Source organism: Williamwhitmania sp., from assembly GCA_035529935.1.
Lineage (GTDB): Bacteria > Bacteroidota > Bacteroidia > Bacteroidales > Williamwhitmaniaceae > Williamwhitmania.
Genome location: DATKVT010000157.1, coordinates 1 through 20933 on the forward strand (window position 1 = coordinate 1; position 20933 = coordinate 20933).

Below are 20933 nucleotides of genomic sequence, written 5' to 3' on the forward strand. Positions count from 1 at the left end.
ACTTCTGGTATCCGCTGGGGTCGGTGAAGGCGAGGGGGTTGTTGCCGCAGTAGCTGTAGCCGTTGTAGTCCTGTGAGTTCAGCGGGTTGCCCACCAGCGGGTCCACGCTCAGGAAGCGGCCCACCACGGGGTCGTACACCCTACCATTCATGTTAATAAGCCCCAGCTTGTCGTAGTGCTCGTGGAAGGTGTAGCCGCGGTTAATCAGGTAGGTGGAGGGGTCGGGTAGGCTATCGTAGGTCCAGTCGCCGGGGTTGCGGCGGCGACCCCAGGCGTCGTAGCTCATCTCCTGCTCTCTTACCCCGCTGGTGTTGGAGATGGCCACTACGGAGCCGAGGTAGTCGGTGTGGAGGTAGTGCAGAGTGGTGGTGGTTCCGTCGGTAATGCTCACCGCCACCACGCCGTAGGGCGAGCTCACGTAGCAGTAGTGCTTTTCGCCTCCTCCGGGCTTCACCACCTTCTCGTAGTCGCCCACCAGGTAGCGGGTCTCCGCGAGCGTCCCCCCGCTATAGGTTTGCTCCTCCACCCGCTGCAGGTCGGTGCCGTAGCTCAGCACCAGCGAGTCCTGCCGCGTGCCCACGGCAATGGTTACCGGCTGGCTATAGGAGCTGTAGGTCACCTTTTGAGGGGTGGTAGGCAGGGCACTACCAGAGGCAGGGTCAATTTCGGTAACGGCATTGGGCAGCAGCGACTGGTAGCTGTAGCTGCCGGCGTCGGATTTCCGGGCAATGTTGCCGTTGTCAAGGTAGCTCAGGGAGCTTGCTCTAAAGGTGGCGCCGGAGCCGGGGCTTATAGAGGTAAGCCTGTTCTGGACATCATAGGTAAAGGTTTCTTTTAAGCCCGACCGTAGATTATCTGTTCTACACTCCATATTACCGGTAGCACCATTCACAACGTAGCTCTGGGAGAAGATGTTTCCATCGGTGATGGAGGCAATGTGGTGGTTGTTATCGTAGGTATACTTGGTGGTAACGCCGTTGCCCAGCAGGTAATCCACCGGCTGGCCCAGCGCCGTCTCGGTGCCCCGAGTCCAGATGGCCTTGCCGCCGCTGATAATGGAGGAGGTAAAGCTGTTCCCGTCGTAGGTGTAGCTCACCGTAAAGTTGTTGGGGTAGGTGAGCGTTAATACTCGCCCGCTGCCGTCATAGGTAATATCGTGAGTAAAGGTTTGCCCGTCTATTTCGTCCTCTACGCTGGTAAGGCGGCCATAGTTACCTATATCATAGTTAAATGTACGCGTTTGGATACCAAAGGAGACGTTATCTAATGCACCCTTCACTTGGGAGTCGTAATGGTAGGTCATGTTACCCTCCGGAAGCGACTTAGAGGTCACCCGCCCCATGGCATCGTAGGTGATGGTGGTGGTTTTGCCCCGCGCGTCGGTTACCGAGGTGGGCTGGCCCCAGGCGTTGGTGGTCACTGTGGAGGTACCGGAGTTGGAGTTCGTCACCGTACGAGTGCTCGTTTGGTAGTTGTACACATAGTGGTTGTTAACTCCTCCATTGGTGGTAACATCTATGGGTTGGCCAAGCCCGTTGTAGGTATAATTCACCTTGCCATCGGTACCATCTACAGATGCGGGAAGCCCCAGCTCGTTGTAGGTCACCGCAACGGAGTGATTGCTGTGTATTTCCATCTCAGTTACCTTGCTGCTACCGTTGCCGTAGGTGTAGCTGTAGCTCTTTCCAGGTAGGGTTTTGCTGGCTACGCGGCCGTAGCTGTCGTAGGTGTAGAAAACCACTTTCGAAGAGGGTGAGGTAAATCCCGGAAGGCTCTGGTTTTCCAGCTCCCCCTGCGCGTTGTAGGTGCTGCGCACCACCACCGTTTTGCCGCCGGGGGCAGGCCTATTCTGCTGGATGGTTCGGCCGTAGAGGTCGTGATATTCCTCCGTGGTGCCGCTGCCGGTTCGGCTGGTTGTTACCTTCCACACGGCGTTGGGAACCTCGCCTACCGCCCAGCTGTAGGCAATAGTGATGGCTTGTTTATCGGGCGGGGTAATAGAGGTGGGACGTCCCAGCGCGTCGTAGGCATTGTAGATGGTTTTAAAGCCGTTAATATCGGTATAATCGATCACCGTTCCGGTGAGGGTGTTTACGGGGCTGAGGTCGGCCTGCCCCAGCGCGTTGGTGGTGCTGGTCACGAAGCGCCCGCTGCCCTCGTAGGTGAAGGTGGTGGTACCCCGGCCGGTGGCCGCTACGCTGGCCACGTTCCCGAAGGCGCCGTAGGTAAAGGTTTTGGTCAGGGCGGCATCCGTTCCAACATCCGTTGTATGGGTGTGCACCTTCCAGCTGGGGGTATTGTATGTGATGCTGGTGGTGGCGCTGCGGGTGGTGCTACCGCCCTTTCGGTAGGAGGTAACCATGCTGCTGGGGAAGCAGGGCACCACGGGGCCGGCAAAGCCGGAGTAGGTGGTCTCCACCGCAAAATCGCCGCTCGTGCGGGTCTCGTCGGTGAGGTTGCCGTTGCTGTCGTATCTGCTGCTGATGGTGGTGGAAACCCCCTTGAGTTGATCGGTGCTCACCACGTTGGAGGGGTAGCAGAGGTAGCGGCCAGCCGAGAGGTTGATGTAGCTGTTGGTGTAGGTCTCCGTGAGCGTGGGGCCACCATTCACATCCACAGTTCTCGCCTTCAGCAGCGGGTCGTAATGGGGACTCTGGAACTCGTAGGTTTGGGTGGTGTGGGTTCCGGTGGCGTGGTCGGTCTGCTCAAACGTCTGAAATCCGAGGTAGCCCAGCCCGGTTAACTGCACGCGGGGACTGCCGTAGGCAAAGGTGCTGCTCTTGGTTCCACCCACGCCATCGGGCACGGTTACGCTCGATACCAAGTAGTGCGGTGCCGAAAAGTTCTCCAGCGGGTAGGTGGTGTTGAAGGTTCGGGAGCAGAGGGTGCCATCGGTGGAGCGGCCGTAACTCACGTTGTAGTATAGCCCATCACCCCGCTGGAAGGAGGTGATCTTGGGCTGCAGGTTGGTCTGGCTCATCTTAATCACGTTCATCTTGGTGCCGGTAAAGTAGAGCAGCTCGGTCACCCCATCACCGTCAAAATCAGTAAGGTTGCTGGGGTCGAAGTATATGGTTCCAGGGGTTACGTTCATCTCGATCAAGTTTCCATCCTTGGGAGAAAAAAAGGTCAACTTGGTGGCCGTAATTCCATCCTGAAAAACGATGTCGTCGGCCCCATCCCCGTCGAAATCGGCCACATAGGCGGCCGCAAAGGTGGGGCTTAGCACCACATCCACCAGCAGGCTTCCGCTAAACCCCACACCGTTGGAGAGCGCGATTTTAAAGAGGTTAGATTTGCTGTCAAAGTAGAGCAGGTCGCACAGCCCATCGCCGTTGAAGTCCCCAGGGGTAAATTTACTAGCCCCCATAGGTAGCGTAGTATTCATGGGCAGGGTAGTAACGCTGCCACCAGTGCAAGTATAAATCGCAAACCCAAGGCGCATGGTCACAAAGATATCGCTGACCCCATCGCCGTTGAAGTCGCGCAGGGTGTAGGTTGATTTTCCAGCGGAGATCAACTTGGTGCTGAACAGCGAATCAAAGCTGTTGAATAGCCAGTAGTTGAGCTTTCCGGTGCTGTCGTACCAAACCATGTCGGCCTTGCCGTCGCCGTTAATGTCACCAAGCTGCATGGGGGTGGCGCTGCTGTAGCCCGTGAGCACCAAATCGCCCTTGGAAATAAATCCACTCCCGGTGTTCTGGTAGATGCGGGTCTTGAGCACCGTGCCGTCGAGGTAGTCCTCCACCAAATCGGCACGCCCATCCCCATCCAAATCAGGGGTGTAGAGGTGCACCATGCCCGGCATGATGGTGGCGGTGCTGCTCAACAGCTCAAAGTCGCTGCCCACCATCCGGTAGAAATTCACCGTTGTACCGCTGGCCTTGGCCACCTCCACCGTTCCATCACCCTCGAAGTCGCCGTAGTAGGGCACTCCTCCGGCGGGTAAGCTTGTAACGGTAGTGGAGGTGTCGCTGCTGGTGTTTTCCCATGCAAAGCTGGTGACCGGCAGCTGGCTGCCGTCGCTGAGCTTCAGGGTAACACCCGTCAGCCTAGCTAAGATAGTGCCAGCGTCATCGTAGCTGAGGGTGTAGCTCTTCTGCACGCTGCTCCCCACGCTTACCGTAATGGCGGTGAGCGTTTTGGCCTGTGGTTTGATGTAGGCCCCTCCACCAAGGTAAACGGCTGGAGGGAAGGTAAGGCTGCTGTAGGTAAATGTCACGGTGATGCCGTCGGAGGCGGTGCTGGTGTTCTTGGAGTAGGTAATTTTGGTGGGAACAATCTCGCTATTCGCGGTGGTGTAGTCTATGAGGTAGTAGTTGCCGTCGGTATCGGTCACCTTACGTAGCCACCACTGGTAGGGGGCTGCCGCACCCGTTGGCGTAAAGCGGGAGGTGGCATCGCTGCCGTACTCCCACACGCTGCCGTCCTTCTGCGTTACCCGAAACCACACGGTGCCGTTGTCGAGCACCGTTTCTATTTTGGCAAACGTTTCGCGCTCCTGCCCGTAAACGGTGCTGCTGGCTAGGTAGGCTCCGCTGAGGGCCACCAGCCGGTTCCCGCCGAGCACCAGCCTATCCTGGGCGGTGAAGGTGAGGGGCGTTATGTTGCCGTCGTGGGCCATATCCTGCCCCACCCGGGTAATGGCCGAAAGGCCGTAGAGGCTCCAGCCCCTGCCGGCAAGCCCTACCCCGCTGGCGCTGCTGTAGGAAAGCGATAGGTGGGGGGTAAGCCCTCCTGCTCCTGCAGGAAGATCGATGGGTATCTGGTAGGTGGCAGCACCGGTGGGTTGAACAGAAAAGGCTCCGGGAATGGTGCCAACAAGGCCAGTTGGGGTTTGCGCATTCATAACGCCCGCTGTAAGGAGTAAAGCAGCGGCTAAGATACTGCTAATTTTGGTCATTGGTTGAGTGGTTTTGGACTTAACTTAATAGGCTTTGGAAAATAGCTGGTAGCGAATTAAGGCTACTGCTTTACTACCTGCATATCAACGGTTGCTCCGCTCTTGCTAAGCTTTACAATGTAAATACCCGCGGGTTTGGTCGAAAAATCGAGGTCCAGCTGGCTGGTGGCCGAGCGGCCCTGCATTACGAGCTGGCCGCCGCTGCTGTAAACAGCGTATGTAATAACATCCCCATCGGTGAAGTTGGGGTAGTCAACGGTAACCAACCCCTGGGTAGGGTTGGGAAATACCCTTAAGTCTTTAAAGGAAATAGGCACAAGGGGCTCCTTGCCGGTGGTGTCAGTGGCGGCTCCCGGAGCTTGGGGTACCTTGAGGGTGATCAGCAGGCGCTCCACCCGGTTGCCCGAGGCGTCGTAGGTGAACCCAATGTTTTGGCCGCTGGCGCTAGCGGCAGCGGTGGTAAGAAGAGCAAAAAGGCAAGCGTAGGTAAAGGTTTTCATACATCATTTGGTTGAGTTGTAGAACAAATATATTTCATTTATCAATTAGTTGTATCGTTTCGTCACAAACTAACATAAATATTTTTTTAATCCAATACAACAATTAATAAAATCAAGGGATCGTTGCCCAAAGAAAAATTTGGCAATGCGGCTCTTAGAGAATGTGTCAATACGACGCTGTAATACGCCAATGAAAATGCAACGGCTAGTCCCGCGAGGGACGACAGTATGGTGGCAGATTAGTGTTCAAAGTAGTTCCAGTGCCGAAGGCGCGGCAGGGCAATCCGCCAGAATGAAATGATTTGGAAACTGCGACACCGTTTATCGCATCTGTATAAACGAAACGCACCAAGCTACCCCACCGCGCTTTTCGCAATCCCCACAAGGGCTAAAGCCCTACCCGTTCTCTTCAGCATTTCATTTTTCCCCGGCCTAAAGGCGCGGGGAAATTACAGTAATGTTAGGCATGATGTGAACTGGAGGTATCCAACACATACCCAATAGCCAGAGAGCAATTTCCCCGCCATTTATGGCGGGGATGAGGTAAACCCATGCAAACTGGAGGGCTTTAGCCCTTTTCCTACCAACGCATTTGAACCAAATAAAGTAAAAGCGGCCCCAAACCATATTCAATGAACTCATATTTTTTGTAAATTGGCCTTATCGCATATGTATTCACACGTAACGGTTAATTCTTTAAACATTACCATATGCCTTACACTACCCTATACGTTCATGTAGTTTGGACCACAAAAGACAAACAGCCTTTGCTGGCAAAAACTATTCGGCAACAGCTATTCGCTCACATTCGTGAGAATGCTGCATCAAAAAATATTGTCATAGCAGCAATTGGGGGCCACCTCGACCATGCTCATTGCCTTATCTCACTAGAGCCAACCCAAACATTGGCCAATGTTATGAATCTAATCAAAGGCGAGTCCTCGTTTTGGATTAACAAAAATCACCTGCTACCGCAAAAGTTTGAATGGCAAGACGACTACTTTGGAATAACCGTAAGCCCTTCCGTATTTGAAAACGTCAGGAACTATATTCTTAACCAAGAAAGACACCACCAAAAAAAGACGTTTTCGCAGGAGTACGATGAGTTTATAGATGCCTGTGGTAAAAATAATTAAAGGGCTAAAGCCCTGCTCATTTCTTTTGGCTCCCATTTACCTCCAGCCTAAAGGCACGGAAAAATTACCAACAAACAAGCCAGGTGCCTTGTGTAAACGTGCGAAAATCAGCCACAACTAAGTTCTGTGGCTACAGAACAATTTTTTGCCAATAAAAAAAGAGGCCCCCTGCTTGGGTGACCTCTTTATCAATAGTTGTATTTAAGTATTATCTAATAATTTGAATCTTTTTGGTGGTAACACCTTGGGAGGTTACAATGCGCAAGAAGTAGATGCCGTTGCTCAAAGCCGTAGTATTTACGGTTGCCTCGTAGCCCTTAGCTTCTGACTGAGTGAGTACCTTGCCATTAACGTTAACCACTGCAATTTGAATAATGGCAGCACTTGTTTTCACGTGCACTACGTCAATAGCAGGGTTGGGATAAACGCTCAGCACATCATCTTTTACTCCATTTATACCAGAAGTTACCGTGAACTCAACCGTGTAGGTAAGCTGGGTGATACCGTCTTCAGCAGTCACAACCACCGTGGTTGTTCCTGGTAGAGCAGAAGCATTGGTGATAACCGTGGAGGCATGTGCATAGCTGGTGGTTGCCCCAACAGCAGGCACTACCGTAGTTCCATGAAGTAGGTCAACGGTGTAGGTCAGCGTTGCCGCATCGAACCCTTCAACGGTAGCGCCATCAACGGTTAAATCGGATAGCGTAGCATCGGTGGATGGTGGGGCAATGGTAAAGTTAACCGTGTAGGTGAGCTGGGTAACTCCATCATTCGCAGTAACAACAACATTGGTTGCACCCGGAAGCGCAGCACCATTGGTGATGCTCGTTACAGCTCTGGTATCGTACGTTGTTGTAGTAACATCGGGGAAAACGGTAGTTCCGTATGGCAACACAACATCGTAGGAGTAGGTTGCCGGATCAAATCCTGCCACGGTTGCTCCATCAACGCTCAGATCGGTTAATGTAGCATCGGTCATTGCAGCTACGCTAAAGTTGATGGTATAGGTCAACTGAGTAGTACCGTCGGCTGCTGTAACTTCAACGGTGGTTGCCCCCGGTAATGCTGCAACATTGGTGATTACCTTTGTTGCATAGGCATCGGTCGTGGTAGCGGTGACCATTGGAGCCGATGAGGATCCTGAATGCAGCACGACATTATAGGTAAACGTTGAGGGGTCGAAGCCAACAACGGTCGCTCCTTTTACCGTTAAATTGGATAGGGTAGCATCGCTATTTTCCGCTACGGTAAAATTGATTGTATAGGTTTTCGAGGGACCTTCTGGTGCCGTAACAACAACGGTGGAGATACCCGGAACGGCCGAGGCATTGGTAATAACCTTTGTTGCCTGAGCGTAAACAGGAGTAGCGGTTACAGCAGGAACGGTAACGGTTCCAGATGGTAGCAAAACATTGTAGGTATACTTACCGGGCGAGAAGTTCGGAACGGTAATTCCACCTACCTTTAAATCTAACAAATTTGCATCCCAAATAGGCAAGGCCATTGCAAGTATCTGACCAGCGTATGGAGTAGTTCCCACTAACGTGGCTGCCCCGGTGGTTAGGTTAATCGCATAGCTACCCTGCATTGCTCCCGATGCTTGGAAATACATAACATCGTTATAGAAATCCCATGCCATTGGTTGGAAATTGGATGATACAACTCCACCCAAATCGCCTATCAGGGTCATTTCGGCAGTTGCTTTGTTCACCGAGTAGAAAAGACCATCTAACCCCGGCCTGTGCTCAATTGAATAGAGATTCCCATCCTTATCAAAGGCGTATTGGGAAAAGGTACCTGTTTGTGGGGAGGTTGCAACCAGCTTCCCAAGACCGGTGGTTGGGTTAATTGAATAGAGCCCAACGCTAAAATTAGGATAGCCGCCTGTAAGGGTTGTAGTGTATACTTTACCAGTGGTTGGGTCACAAACTAAGCTGACAAAGTAGTTGGCGGATATTCCGGTTGAACCAATCAGCGTAAAGGAACCATCGCTGGTATTCACTTTACCAAATTTACCATCATAGGTAATTGCAAGCAACAGGCTATCCTTCCATGCAAGGCTTTGAATTTGGGAAGAAGAGCGACCTATTTCTGTAAATGTGTCAAAGGGGACATTCAGTGTGCCGTTTACACTACCTGAATTAAATGTTGAAACGTATGCTATTCTGGCATCAATAACCCTACACTCCTGGCTCATTGTATTATTGCTCTCGACCTCATCTCCGGCCAAGGTAACCGTTGCCGTTAGCGTATGGGTTCCATCTGCTGGGGTCCAGTCGGGGAATGTAACCTTATAGGTTGCACCAATGGCTATAGTAGAAGAAATATCCACGGTTTGGTTGTAGGAGCCTCCGTCGGAGAGAGAAACCGAATAGGCTGATTCTAGGTAGTTACCGGTGTTTTTTACGGTAACCACAGGTGCTATAGTCGATCCACGCTCAACCGCATTGGGAAGAGCGCTTACCGCTAGGTCGTGCACTGCCTTTGATGCCACAACGGTTAGGGTATCGCTATCGTTACTGGCAACCTCATCGCCCGCCAGGGTAACTGTTGCCGTTAAAGTGTAGCTCCCTTCGGTTGGGGTCCAATCAGGGAAAGCAACATTGTAAATGTCACCGACAGCAATTGGAGTGGTTACATCAACCGTTTCGGAATAAGCACCACCGTCGGAAAGCAAAACCGAATAGGTTGATTCAGGGTAATCACCAGTATTTTTAATGGAAACTACAAGTGAAACAAGGCTGTCGCTAAATACCTTCGATGGAACATTATTAATAGAGAAAGCCGCTAAGTCGTGCTTTGCAGCCGATGCGGTAACAGCTAAAGACATGGTGTCGTTGCTTACATCCATATCACCAGCCAAGGTAACCGTGGCTGTTAACGTATGGCTGCCCTCTGCTGGAGCCCAGTCGGGGAAGGTGACGTAATAGCCAGCTCCACTGGCAATTAAATCGGTAACATTTACCGTTTCAGAATAGCCTCCTCCATCGGAGAGCAAAACCGAATAGGCTGATTCGGAATAATTACCAGTATTAATAATGGTAACCACCGGCGAAACTAGACTATCGCTAAGAACTTTCTGTGGAACATTGATAGCGCCAATGGCAAGGTCGTGCTTTGCATTTGATGCCGTAACGATTAGGGTTTTGCTATTGTTGCTACCATTAACATCGCTTGCCAATGTTACAGTTGCCTTTAAGGTATGGCTCCCTTCTGCTGGAGTCCAATCTGGGAAGGTGGCAACATATAGTGAGCCAACGAGGAGTGCTGAATCGGTAACATTCACTGTTTCAGAATAGGTACCCCCGTCAGACAGCAAAATCGAATATTCTGATTCATCATAATTGCCATAATTAGCAATGCTAACTTTAGGCGAAATAGTGCTATCGCTTAGCACAAATTGAGGAATATTGATTGTGTACACACCAAGATCATGCTGAGCTGGTGTAGCAACAACTGTAAGGCTTTTAGTGTTGTTAGCTACTGTAGTATCTTCTGCTAAAGTAACGGTTGCTGTTAAAGTATAGGTTCCATCGCCTGGAGTCCAGTCTGGAAAGGCAACATTATAGGTTGCACCAACATTAACTGCATCCGTAACATCTACGGTGTGAGTGTAACCGGCATTATCTGTCAAAGTAACAGCGTAAGTTGATTCGTTGTAATCGCCAACATTTCCAATGGAAACAAAGGGTTTAACAATGCTGTCACTTAGTGTTGAGGTTGGTGCACTAATTGCATTCACAGCAAGGTCATGCTTGGCTGGCACTGCAGTAACAGTAAGGGCTTTGCTGTCGTTCGCTGCATTTAAATCACCGGCTAGGGTAATGGTTGCCGTTAAGGTATGTACTCCTGCAGTGGGAGTCCAATCTGGGAAGGTCACGCTATAGGATGATGCCGGAGAAATAGCAGTAGTTACATTTACCGTTTCGTTATAGGTATCCCCATCCGAAAGCGAAACGTCGTAAGCGGATTCTGTGGAGTAACCTTTGTTTAAAATGGTAACTACCGGTGAAACGATACTATCGCTGAATACTTTTGCCGGTACTATAATTGAACTTACAGCAAGGTCGTGTGCGTCTGGTTCAAATATGTTAATGTCGTCAATGGCCCACCACCAGCCCCAGGTTCCCTGAAAGTGCCACTTGATTTTTACCTGCGACTGGCCAGCAGCAACAGCTGAAATATCATACTGTGCAAGCGCTGCGTTGGCAGTGGAGGAGGTCCAGGTATTTAGCAAAGTCCAAGTTGCACCGTTGTCGCCGCTCACCGAAACTTGACCGGTTTGGCCACTAATTGCTTTATAGTAATGCTCAAAGGTAAGGGTTACTGCTGTTAGCGTGGAGCAGTCAATGGCGGGGGTAATTAGGTCGGCATTCTCCGTAATGCCGGAACCATAGAGATCGCTATCAAAAATGGCAAATCCGGTAGCGCCGGTGGTGGAGTTTAGGGTTCTGCCACCGGGGTTGTTGAACTGCCAGACCCCATTACCGTTGTTGTCCACATTAGACCAACCGCTAGGTAGGCTACCGCTGCTAAAGGTTTCAGAAAGAACCGAGCCTCGCGTGGCGAGATGGTTATTCTGCTTAATAATTTTATCTTCCTCCGCAACCTTCAGGGGGGTAATTGCTCTCTGAGGGGGGGATATAATAGTGGCCGCTGGACCACTGGATACTGTTGTCTTTTGGTCAAGAGTCAGCACCTGCGCATTTAAGCTAAATGCAGCAAGCAACGCCATTGACATTGTAAAGGTAAATTTTCTCATTTTTTAAGATTAAGTTAATAACTTGATTTAATGCGGAATACTATTTCTCAATGCTCCTACGAGCGTAGATGCATATTTAAAAAATGATAAACAAGGTATTTGCGCGGCAGGTGATTTTCATGCTAAAATGCAAGTGAAAATCAGATACTCAAAGGTATCCATTTTAGATGGATACCGAGATGTTTTTTTTATGGGCAGAATACTTACGAGCAGATGTTGAGGTAATTTAAGAATTCGTCAAGGAAACGCTCTTGCATTTTCAGAATTAAGCGCTTAAATGTGTCGAATGATTTCGATAGTTAACTGAAATTATAACGGTAATGGCTTTTCTGCGTTGCTGTCCATTATTCTCAAAGGGATATTATACAATTGAGTATTTGCAATGTCTTACCCCTCTTGTGCAAGATATTCTTGATTTGTTTCAACCAAGAGTAGCCAAGCCAATGATTTCAGTAAATTGTGTATCGGGTTAACGACAAATACCTCTTTGCCATTTAATGTTGGAAGAAATTTGTTGGTGGCAAACAGATTTGGAAAATTAGCCATCTAACGGTTACAGCCTATAACTTTCAATCGAAAGAAGTAGCCGGAAAATATGTACATGTGTACCAACGATTATTCGTTTCTTTAAACTCTTCCCAAAAAAATCCACGCCGCTTCAAATGATTTGTTATTTTTGTTGCTAGTGGGAGCAGAATATGGCTGTGCTGTTTTACAACATTGGAAAGAGGCTTTTCTCCTGTTACCTTTGCTCCCCTTACATTTTGGTAGGTATTAGTAACTTTTATATAATTATCAAAAATCCGATTTATGGGAAATATCTTTAGCTCGTCCATCGGGAAAAAGTTGGTAATGAGTATTTCCGGCCTTTTCCTTCTCCTGTTTCTGGCGTTGCATCTCACCATAAACCTGCTGCTGCTGGTTGGGCCCGATGCATTTAACATAGCCGCAAACTTTATGGGAACCAACCCCATTATCAAGATCATGGAGCCACTCCTAGGTCTAGGGTTTGTAATTCACATTACCTATGCAACCATTATAACGCTAAGGAACCAGACCGCTCGTCCTCAGGGTTACAAGACTGTTGACCAGAGCCAAGCCAGTTCTTGGCAAAGTCGTAACATGTACGTGCTAGGACTCATTGTATTTACGTTTTTGGTAATTCACATCTCCAACTTCTTCTGGCAGCTGAAGTTCGGTGCCGTGCCTACAGTTACTGTCGATGGCGTTGAAATGCACAATACTTATCTGCTAGTTTCTTCGCTTTTTACTACGGTATGGTGGATCAACCCGCTTTACATTATTGGTGCATTGGCCTTGGGATACCACCTGTCGCACGGCTTTTGGTCGGCATTCCAAACCATTGGCTGGAACAACAGCGTTTGGATTAAGCGGTTGAAGGTGGTTTCCTACCTATATGCCATTGTGATTGCCGGTGGTTTTAGCGTAATAAGCCTCTACTTCTGGCTGCTAGCCTAGTTGGTAACGCGAAGTTGAATAAGAAAAAATTTTTGTCATGAGTATACTCGATTCTAAATCTCCATCAGGTCCGTTGGCCGAAAAGTGGACCAAGCATAAGGCCAATATTAACGTAGTTAGCCCTGCAAACAAGCGCAAGCTCGACATTGTGGTTATCGGAACTGGTCTTGCCGGAGCTTCGGCTGCCGCCTCCCTCGCCGAGCTGGGCTATAACGTAAAGGTGTTCTGCATTCAGGATAGCCCTCGCCGTGCACACTCCATAGCTGCGCAGGGAGGTATCAACGCAGCCAAGAATTATCAAAATGATAACGACAGCATCTACCGCCTCTTCTATGACACCGTAAAGGGGGGCGACTACCGCTCACGCGAGGCGAACGTTTACCGGTTGGCCGAAGTTAGCGGCTCTATTATAGACCAGTGCGTGGCACAGGGTGTCCCCTTTGCCCGCGAGTATGGCGGATTGCTCGACAATCGCTCCTTTGGCGGCGTGCTCGTTAGCCGCACATTCTACGCCCGTGGACAAACCGGTCAGCAGCTGCTGCTAGGCGCCTACGCTGCGCTCAACAAAAATATTGGGGCAGGCAAGGTGCAGAGCTTTGTTCGTCGCGAAATGCTCGACGTTATTGTAATCGACGGGAAGGCTCGCGGGGTAATTGTTCGCAATCTCGTTACCGGCGAAATTGAGCGCTACGGAGCGCACGCCGTGGTGCTGGCCACCGGGGGCTACGGAAATGTATTCTTCCTCTCCACCAACGCCATGAACTCCAACGGCTCTGCCGCTTGGACTGCATACCGGAAGGGTGCCTTCTTTTCTAACCCAGCCTTTACCCAGATTCACCCCACCTGCATACCCGTTCACGGCGACCAGCAGAGCAAGCTTACCCTTATGAGCGAGAGCTTGCGCAACGATGGTCGCATTTGGGTTCCCAAGAAGATGGAGGATGTGATGAAGCTGCGCAAGAAGCAGATTAAACCCATCGATATTCCGGAAGAGGATCGGGACTACTACCTCGAGCGTCGCTACCCGGCTTACGGAAATCTTGTTCCCCGCGACGTGGCTTCACGAGCCGCCAAGGAGCGCTGCGATGCAGGCTTTGGTGTGAACGAAACAGGGTTGGCCGTGTTTCTCGACTTTGCCACCGCCATTAAGCGGCTCGGCAAGCATGTTATAGAGGAGCGCTACGGCAACCTCTTCCAGATGTATGAGAAGATTGTGGACGAGAATCCATACGAAACACCCATGATGATTTACCCGGCCATCCACTACACCATGGGCGGTCTCTGGGTTGACTATAATTTGATGACCAACATCCCTGGTCTGTATGCCATTGGCGAGTGCAACTTCTCCGACCACGGTGCAAACCGGCTTGGTGCTTCGGCGCTTATGCAGGGCTTAGCCGACGGTTACTTTGTGCTGCCCTACACCATTGGCGACTATCTGGCAAACGAGATCATGACGCCAAAAATTTCGACCGACCATCCGGAGTTCGAAAAGGCTGAGAAGGCGCACAAGGAGCTCATCAACAAAATTATGAGCATTAAGGGTAAGCGCACGGTTGACTCCTTCCATAAGGCCTTGGGCACTATTATGTGGGACAACGTGGGTATGGCCCGTAATGCTGAAGGACTTAAAAAGGCCATTGAGGAGATAAAGGCACTGAAGGCCGAATTCTGGAAGGATGTGCTGGTTCCCGGTGAGGCTAACGATCTCAATCAGGAGCTGGAAAAGGCACTTCGTCTTGCCGACTACTTTGAGCTGGGCGACCTGTTGGCCCGCGATGCTCTCAATAGGAATGAATCCTGCGGTGGGCACTTCCGTGAAGAGAGTGCAACTGAGGAGGGCGAAGCAAAGCGCGATGATGAGAACTACGCCTATGTTGCTGCTTGGGAGTATAAGGGCGATGCCGAACCCCAGCTGCACAAGGAGGACCTTAAGTTCGAATTCATTGAGCTCAAACAGCGCAGCTATAAGTAGTGGTTTTTATTGTTGTTTAGAAAAATTTTTGGCCATGAAGTTTACACTCAAAATATGGCGTCAGAAGGATGCCAAAAGCAAGGGTAGGTTCGAAACCTACAACATCGATGAAATATCGGCGGACACCTCTTTTTTGGAGATGATCGATATTCTCAACGACAAGCTAATAGTGGATGGTAAAGTGCCTGTTGCATTCGACCACGACTGCCGCGAGGGAATTTGCGGAATGTGCTCCATGCACATCAACGGCAGGGCACATGGTCCCGACGATGACGTTACCACCTGTCAGCTGCACATGCGCAAGTTTAGGGATGGCGAGACTATTACCGTTGAGCCATGGCGCAGCGCGGCATTTCCCATTATCAAGGATTTGATTGTGGATCGCGGTGCCTTCGACAAAATTCTACAGGCTGGTGGATACATTTCCGTTAATACTGGCGGTATACCCGACGCCAACGCCATTCCAATCTCCAAGGTGGATGCCGACGAGGCCATGGATGCAGCGGCCTGCATTGGTTGCGGTGCCTGCGTGGCAACCTGTAAAAATGGTTCGGCCATGCTGTTTGTGGCTGCCCGTGTGTCGTCGCTAGCCAAGCTGCCACAGGGACGCGTAGAGGCTACCCGCAGGGCTAAGGCCATGGTAGCCAAAATGGACGAGCTGGGCTTTGGCGGATGCACCAACACTGGTGCCTGTGAAGTGGAGTGCCCCAAGAATATCTCCATTACCCACATTGCCCGCCTCAACCGCGAGTTTTTAATGGCGAAAATCAAGGATTAATTCCAAAACCGAATAAAGCGGTTACCTTGACAATAAGGTAACCGCTTTCCTTTATGTTTCTGTAAACAAAACAAAAAACAACAATGTTAGTATACAACTTATAGTAAGTTGTTGTAATATTGTTCAGAAATATACTAAGCCATGGCGAAGGAAGAAAAGGTTTACCTATTCGAATATATGATTAAGAGTGTTGTTGATAAATATAAAACACTTAATCACGTAGAGGAGAATGTTGCTTTTTCAGTTTTCAGCAAACTAAAACTCATCAAACTTAACTTTTTTATCTCAGCAGTTAATACTGATGAAAAGGATAATGGGTTACTTGATGTTTTTGATAATTTTTATGCCATGCCATATGGGCATGTAGAAAGCGATGTATATAATAGCATTAAGGAAGGTGAGTTAAAGTTTTTTAATTTAACGGAAACCTCCCTTAATCGAAAGTGCATCTTTGAAACTAATAGTAGATTTTCGAAGGAAGAATCAAGAATAGATGATGCCATTGATTCTCTTCTTGAGAAGAACAGTAAATTTTTTGATTACACTGCATTTCAACTTGTGGAATTAAGCCATGAGTGGTATTCGTGGCGTTTAGTTTTTGATATTGCTCAAAAAAACGGGAAATTTAGTTCCCCAATACCTCCAGAAATAATTCAATCAGAAGAAAAAATATTTGAACTCTCAAATTATGCATCAGTTTAGTTTAATAGAAAGCATAATAGAAGATTATGAATCCTTTGATTGGAATAAATTAGAACCAACCACAGACTTAGACGATATAAAATCTCAGATAATTATTACTGATAAGATCAATGAAATAGCAAAAAGATTATTTGATATTTTAAGCCAATACATTATTAGTGGTGATTTCTTGAGAGAAGACATTGACTATTTTCGATATAAAAATCTTATCGATTCCTTTTCTCATATAAAAAGATTACCAGAAACAAATTATCAGCAAGAACAAGCACTCCTCATCTCTTCGAACATATTTAAGCGCTGGATAAGGTCATTCTATGCCTTTTCACAAGATTTCAACAGGAGAATAAAATCACCAGAAATTGAATTGTCATTTGCCATATATAAAGAGGAACAATTGTCATTTATTACCCTTCCGTTACTTAAAAATCAAACAATTTATCTCGATGCTATAATCAGGCTATATCGACTTGAAATTGCACTGTCAACTAATGGAGAAAGGATCAAAGATCTTCATATTGTTAAAGACGTATTTGAAGGTTCATCTTCAGTTAGTAATGAATTAAGGGAATTGCTAATTGACAAGGTCGATTTACTTATAAAGAAAGTAAAACAGACAAATGCTAAGCGAAACATTCGTTATAATATTAATTTTACACAATTCAGCAACGACACTAAAGAACACCCAATCAATTATTTAAAAGATTTTGATATCGATTTTACTGAAGAATATATAAATGAACAACATCGACAGAATAACAAGAAAGGAATTGCAGAAAGTTTTCGAGACTTTTTTATTGAGATGAAATTTTTCAAAGAGATTGAAAGCCTAGAACAAGCAAAAAAAACTTTTAAACGATTTGAAGACCTTCATTCTCATTCCCAAATTGACTTTGATACATGGGCATATGGTATTTCTTATAATTACCTATATAACAACATTCTTTCTCTTGAATTGAAAAATAAAGATTTATCCTTGAAGGATATAGATGAAAAAATTGAAACAGTTAAAATCATTCAATACCAAAATAGTGTTAACAATTATTTTCCTTATAAGAAATTATGCTCTTGGATAGAGAGCAAAATCGATAAAGATCTAAGTGTTGCAACGCCCAACAATGTAACTAAAACATACATTGATAGATTTGATGTATGTTTGAAAAAATATCGTGAAAATATTATTTGGAGTAAAAAGCACTTGGTATGGCCTTACCAACCTCGATTAGAGGAATGCATTATAATTACTAGTAGTGATAGTATTCCTATCTTCTGTGCATCTTCATTTATTCTTCCAATAAACTATGATTATGAAGAAGGGTGTTTAAAAAAACTTGAAGAATCTTTATCTCTTTTTCAAAGTGTTTATAAAACATCACATTATCTTGAAAAGGAATTAGAAGATATTAACAATTCTAAAAAGGAAGTTCAGGAAGCACTAAGAAAAAATATAGAAATTCTCTCAATCTTTGCTGCTATTGTTCTCTTTGTTATGGGGAACATTCAAATTTATTCTCAAGTTGACACACTAAATAGTGCAATTGCTTTTACTTTGGCGTTTGGTTACGTAATAGCAGTCTTTATACTTCTAATATCCTTAATTATTCGCTCAAACAATGAACAGAAAGAGTCAAAAAAACATAAAATAAAGGTTTTGTGGTTTCTTGCAATTTCAGCGATTATTTTTATTTGCATTATTTTTTTCGCGCCAAATTTACCCCTTTCTTCCTCAAAAAATCATAACGCAAACAAAGTAACTACAATTCAACAGAACGCATCACACGAAACACCCAATGATATATCTGTTACATTAAGGAAAAAGTAAGGATTATATAAACCAACTCCCCGAAAGCAAACCAGAACCGAGCGAAGCTAACTCAACGTAGCCAAATCAGGAATTAGAAATGAGGAACTATAAACTAGTAACCAGCTCCACCTACAACGCCACTTTCTCTCTCCGCCTACGGGTGAACGACACCACGTGCGTGTAGCCAATATACTTTAGCAGCGCCACGGCATGGTTAAAGTATTGTCCCACCGCCTCTGGACTATGGGCGTCGGAGCCAAGCGTTACCGGAACCTTCTGCCTCTTCAGCTCCTTTAGAAAGGTGTAAGAGGGATAAAATTCCTTGCATGGCTTCGTAATGCCTGATGTGTTCAGCTCCACCACCACCCCACTCTGCTTGAATATGGAGGCAGTTTTCTCATACACCTCGTCTAACGGAAAGGAGGGGTAAACACCAAATTTCTTTATGAGATCTACATGGCCCATTACGTCGAACAGGCCAGAGCGGGCCGCATCCTGCACTAGCAGAAAGAATTCGTTATATATTGCGTTTACATCTTTGCTCTTGTAATCTTCGGAATGGGAGTCGAAGTTCCAGCCGTCCATAAAATGCACCGAGCCGATAACGTAGTCAAGCGGTAGCTCATCAATGAGTGTGCAGAGCTCGGCCTCCTTGCCTGGAATAAAATCCACCTCCGCACCCAACTTCACGGTAACCGATGCAGACTTATGGCACACCGACTCTACGCCTGCTGCCATCTCGTGCAACCTTGTCCGTTTTGTGCTCCACTCCGTATCGAACGGCGTAAGGTGATCCGAAAAACCTATCTCCCGCAACCCAACCACCTCGGCTGCCTTAAGCATGGTAAGATGGTCGGCTTTGCCGTCGGAAAAGGTAGTATGCATGTGGTAGTCAACTGGAAGCATTTTGTCGGTATTTAGGGTTAAACAAATATATTGTTCTCCAAATTGGTTTGTCAAAATAGGAAAAATGCAACGATTCACCGCCGTTTTTGTTAATAATTATATGCCAATGCCTAACAGGTTGATGTAGCATATTTTGGGCGCAACATTTTTGAACCAAAAAGTAAGCATCGATCCAAACTATAAATATTTACGACCATGGTAGAAGTAAGTAAAAGTAAGTTCGAACTGGAACGAACAGTGGAGCTGATTCTAGAAAAAGCAACCGAAGCAGGCTGGAGGGTACCAGCCATTCACGACCTCATGCAAACGCTTTCCTCGGTTGGAATAGCCGTTGATCCTGTAAAAGTAATTGAGTTGTGTAGCCCGACCATTGCCGCCGACTTGCTCATCTCCGACGACATGCGGCACTACTCGGCGCTGATGCCCTGCCGAGTTTCGGTCTTTCAGAATAGGTTGGGGGAAACCTACATCTCAAGGCTTAGCGTATCCGCCATGAGCCAAATGGCCGAAAGTAACGTGGGTGCCACAATGGCCCGCGCGGCGGCAGATATGGAAAAAATAATCGCGGGGCTGATAGAGTAGGGTTCGATTTCGGTTACGGAAAAGCTTATCTCCACAATTTTTAACACCACTGCAGGCAGCACCAATTTTGTGCAGCCAGCAGTGGATTCATCACCCCATTTCATGGTCTACTTACCCAGAATCGCGTTCTGGTAATATCGTAGCAAATTGGCATTGTCTATTGAGCCGTGATGTTGAATTTGCTTCCACTCATCACCCTGTTTCACAAAAATTCTTGAAGTTCTAATGGCCAAGTCAACTTTTGTGTCGCCGCTCTCAAAGTAACCCCTCTCCCTGCCCGTTGCAAAAAATATGTTTTCTGCCGAGTGTAGGGAAAAATCGTAGAATTCCACATAGACCTTGGCTCTCCCACCAAATATCCGTTCATAAACGCCCCTAATTTCGTCCCAACCTCTCACTATTCCACCAACAGGATTGTTCATTGAGGCATCCATGCTATTAAGCCAAACTTTTTGCATTAGTTGCAAATCGCGCTGATTAAAGGCCCTATAAAAGCCAATTAAGGCTCTTAGCTGGCCACTTTCAACAACCGATAGCTCCTCGGAACCGGTAATGATCGACAAAATTTTTTCCATGGCTCTACATTTTAATTTTGTGCCAAGTTCAGAATTTATCCAACCACGTCCCTTGATGTATGTTAAGAAAAATTCCTCCGTATTCGGCTAAGCGATTCTGGCTGAATTCCCAAATAGAGCGCAATTTGGTTCAGCGGTAACCGATTCTCGATGGCCCCATACTGCTCCCGGAAAATTTTATACCGTTCGGATGCACTGTTTATGAGCAGCGATTTTTCCCTGCCACACTTTTTTAGCGTTTGTATCTCAAATATTTTCAGCCCAAACCTTATCCATCCCTCATCTCTACCATACAGCTTTTCTACATTTTTTCAATCAATTCTTTTTTCAACCAATTAAAAGCATCACTCTGATTGTATTTAATTTCGGGTCTTAGCAATGCTTCCATATCACCTGTAAACTCTGAACTAACCTCTTTCTCTTCAATGTTAAGTAAGAACTCTTTTTTGCTTGGAGGTCTTTTCCCTGTTGCAAATGATGTATATACTTTAAAGCAATTTATGATTTGCTCATAGTCCAAATCGATGTTTTGTCTGGAATAATCTAAATCAAACAAATCTCTTCCCTTACTTCGTTGGTACAGTGCCCTAAGTTTTGTTCCTAAAAGTTCATTAATATTGTACGTCCTTATTTCTGCCTTACCAGAAAACCATTCACTTTCAACCTCAAAAGGAAAATCAACCCAATCAAGCACAATAAACTACCTCGCAGCAGAGCTGACGAGGTATTAAAACAAAGACAGTTGCTGACTGTGTATCTTTATATATTCTTTTTCTCGACCTTGACCCTTTACATACGCTTGTATTGTAGATTCATCTCCATGCTTACCTACTG

At 47.2% G+C, this 20933-nt stretch carries 13 protein-coding genes; 7 read left to right on the top strand and 6 right to left on the bottom strand.

The window, feature by feature from the left end:
- Nucleotides 1–4903 (bottom strand): FG-GAP-like repeat-containing protein (locus VMW01_11775; GenBank protein HUW06929.1); only part of this gene is annotated, 4903 nt, incomplete at its 3' end.
- 62 nt (nt 4904–4965) lie between these two features.
- The gene (locus VMW01_11780) at nt 4966–5403 is read right to left on the bottom strand and encodes a T9SS type A sorting domain-containing protein (GenBank protein ID HUW06930.1); all 438 of its coding nucleotides are present in this window, start codon (nt 5401–5403) and stop codon (nt 4966–4968) included.
- Nucleotides 5404–6113: 710 nt separating this feature from the next.
- Between VMW01_11780 and tnpA the strand changes: the two genes are divergently transcribed.
- Entirely contained in the window at nt 6114–6539 is a 426-nt protein-coding gene (gene tnpA, locus VMW01_11785; GenBank protein HUW06931.1) for an IS200/IS605 family transposase, read from the top strand.
- A gap of 208 nt (nt 6540–6747) precedes the next feature.
- Here the strand turns inward: tnpA and VMW01_11790 are convergent, their stop codons facing one another.
- A complete protein-coding gene (locus VMW01_11790; protein ID HUW06932.1) occupies nt 6748–11301 on the bottom strand; it encodes a CARDB domain-containing protein in 4554 nt (1517 codons plus the stop codon).
- Nucleotides 11302–12111: 810 nt separating this feature from the next.
- Between VMW01_11790 and VMW01_11795 the strand changes: the two genes are divergently transcribed.
- From VMW01_11795 to VMW01_11815, 5 genes are all read left to right on the top strand, one after another.
- The gene (locus VMW01_11795) at nt 12112–12780 is read left to right on the top strand and encodes a succinate dehydrogenase cytochrome b subunit (protein HUW06933.1); all 669 of its coding nucleotides are present in this window, start codon (nt 12112–12114) and stop codon (nt 12778–12780) included.
- A 37-nt stretch (nt 12781–12817) separates the two neighbouring features.
- Entirely contained in the window at nt 12818–14755 is a 1938-nt protein-coding gene (locus VMW01_11800) for a fumarate reductase/succinate dehydrogenase flavoprotein subunit (GenBank protein ID HUW06934.1), read from the top strand.
- 34 nt (nt 14756–14789) lie between these two features.
- Nucleotides 14790–15533, top strand: coding sequence for a succinate dehydrogenase/fumarate reductase iron-sulfur subunit (locus VMW01_11805; GenBank protein HUW06935.1), 744 nt, complete (start codon nt 14790–14792; stop codon nt 15531–15533).
- A gap of 141 nt (nt 15534–15674) precedes the next feature.
- Nucleotides 15675–16235 (top strand): type II toxin-antitoxin system antitoxin SocA domain-containing protein, encoded by a 561-nt coding sequence (locus VMW01_11810; GenBank protein HUW06936.1) that lies wholly within the window; start codon nt 15675–15677, stop codon nt 16233–16235.
- Nucleotides 16222–18054 carry a hypothetical protein gene (locus tag VMW01_11815; protein ID HUW06937.1) on the top strand — a complete coding sequence of 611 codons (1833 nt, stop codon included), beginning with the start codon at nt 16222–16224 and terminating at the stop codon, nt 18052–18054. The genes VMW01_11810 and VMW01_11815 overlap by 14 nt, the downstream gene beginning before the upstream one ends.
- 111 nt (nt 18055–18165) lie before the next feature.
- On the opposite strand, the gene VMW01_11820 is transcribed toward VMW01_11815, so the two are convergent.
- Nucleotides 18166–18942 (bottom strand): histidinol-phosphatase HisJ family protein, encoded by a 777-nt coding sequence (locus VMW01_11820; protein ID HUW06938.1) that lies wholly within the window; start codon nt 18940–18942, stop codon nt 18166–18168.
- Between the two features lie 195 nt (nt 18943–19137).
- Between VMW01_11820 and VMW01_11825 the strand changes: the two genes are divergently transcribed.
- Nucleotides 19138–19524 carry a DUF302 domain-containing protein gene (locus tag VMW01_11825; GenBank protein ID HUW06939.1) on the top strand — a complete coding sequence of 129 codons (387 nt, stop codon included), beginning with the start codon at nt 19138–19140 and terminating at the stop codon, nt 19522–19524.
- A gap of 107 nt (nt 19525–19631) precedes the next feature.
- On the opposite strand, the gene VMW01_11830 is transcribed toward VMW01_11825, so the two are convergent.
- Complete coding sequence (locus tag VMW01_11830; GenBank protein ID HUW06940.1) at nt 19632–20099, bottom strand: nuclear transport factor 2 family protein; 468 nt, start codon at nt 20097–20099, stop codon at nt 19632–19634.
- 301 nt (nt 20100–20400) lie between these two features.
- Nucleotides 20401–20793 (bottom strand): nucleotidyl transferase AbiEii/AbiGii toxin family protein, encoded by a 393-nt coding sequence (locus VMW01_11835; GenBank protein HUW06941.1) that lies wholly within the window; start codon nt 20791–20793, stop codon nt 20401–20403.
- Between the last annotated feature and the right edge of the window lie 140 nt (nt 20794–20933).

Bases quoted from the DNA above. Each gene is read 5' to 3' on its own strand.
- VMW01_11780 (HUW06930.1), bottom strand. From the start codon at position 5,403: ATGAAAACCTTTACCTACGCTTGCCTTTTTGCTCTTCTTACCACCGCT.
- tnpA (HUW06931.1), top strand. From the start codon at position 6,114: ATGCCTTACACTACCCTATACGTTCATGTAGTTTGGACCACAAAAGAC.
- VMW01_11790 (HUW06932.1), bottom strand. From the start codon at position 11,301: ATGAGAAAATTTACCTTTACAATGTCAATGGCGTTGCTTGCTGCATTT.
- VMW01_11795 (HUW06933.1), top strand. From the start codon at position 12,112: ATGGGAAATATCTTTAGCTCGTCCATCGGGAAAAAGTTGGTAATGAGT.
- VMW01_11800 (HUW06934.1), top strand. From the start codon at position 12,818: ATGAGTATACTCGATTCTAAATCTCCATCAGGTCCGTTGGCCGAAAAG.
- VMW01_11805 (HUW06935.1), top strand. From the start codon at position 14,790: ATGAAGTTTACACTCAAAATATGGCGTCAGAAGGATGCCAAAAGCAAG.
- VMW01_11810 (HUW06936.1), top strand. From the start codon at position 15,675: ATGGCGAAGGAAGAAAAGGTTTACCTATTCGAATATATGATTAAGAGT.
- VMW01_11815 (HUW06937.1), top strand. From the start codon at position 16,222: ATGCATCAGTTTAGTTTAATAGAAAGCATAATAGAAGATTATGAATCC.
- VMW01_11820 (HUW06938.1), bottom strand. From the start codon at position 18,942: ATGCTTCCAGTTGACTACCACATGCATACTACCTTTTCCGACGGCAAA.
- VMW01_11825 (HUW06939.1), top strand. From the start codon at position 19,138: ATGGTAGAAGTAAGTAAAAGTAAGTTCGAACTGGAACGAACAGTGGAG.
- VMW01_11830 (HUW06940.1), bottom strand. From the start codon at position 20,099: ATGGAAAAAATTTTGTCGATCATTACCGGTTCCGAGGAGCTATCGGTT.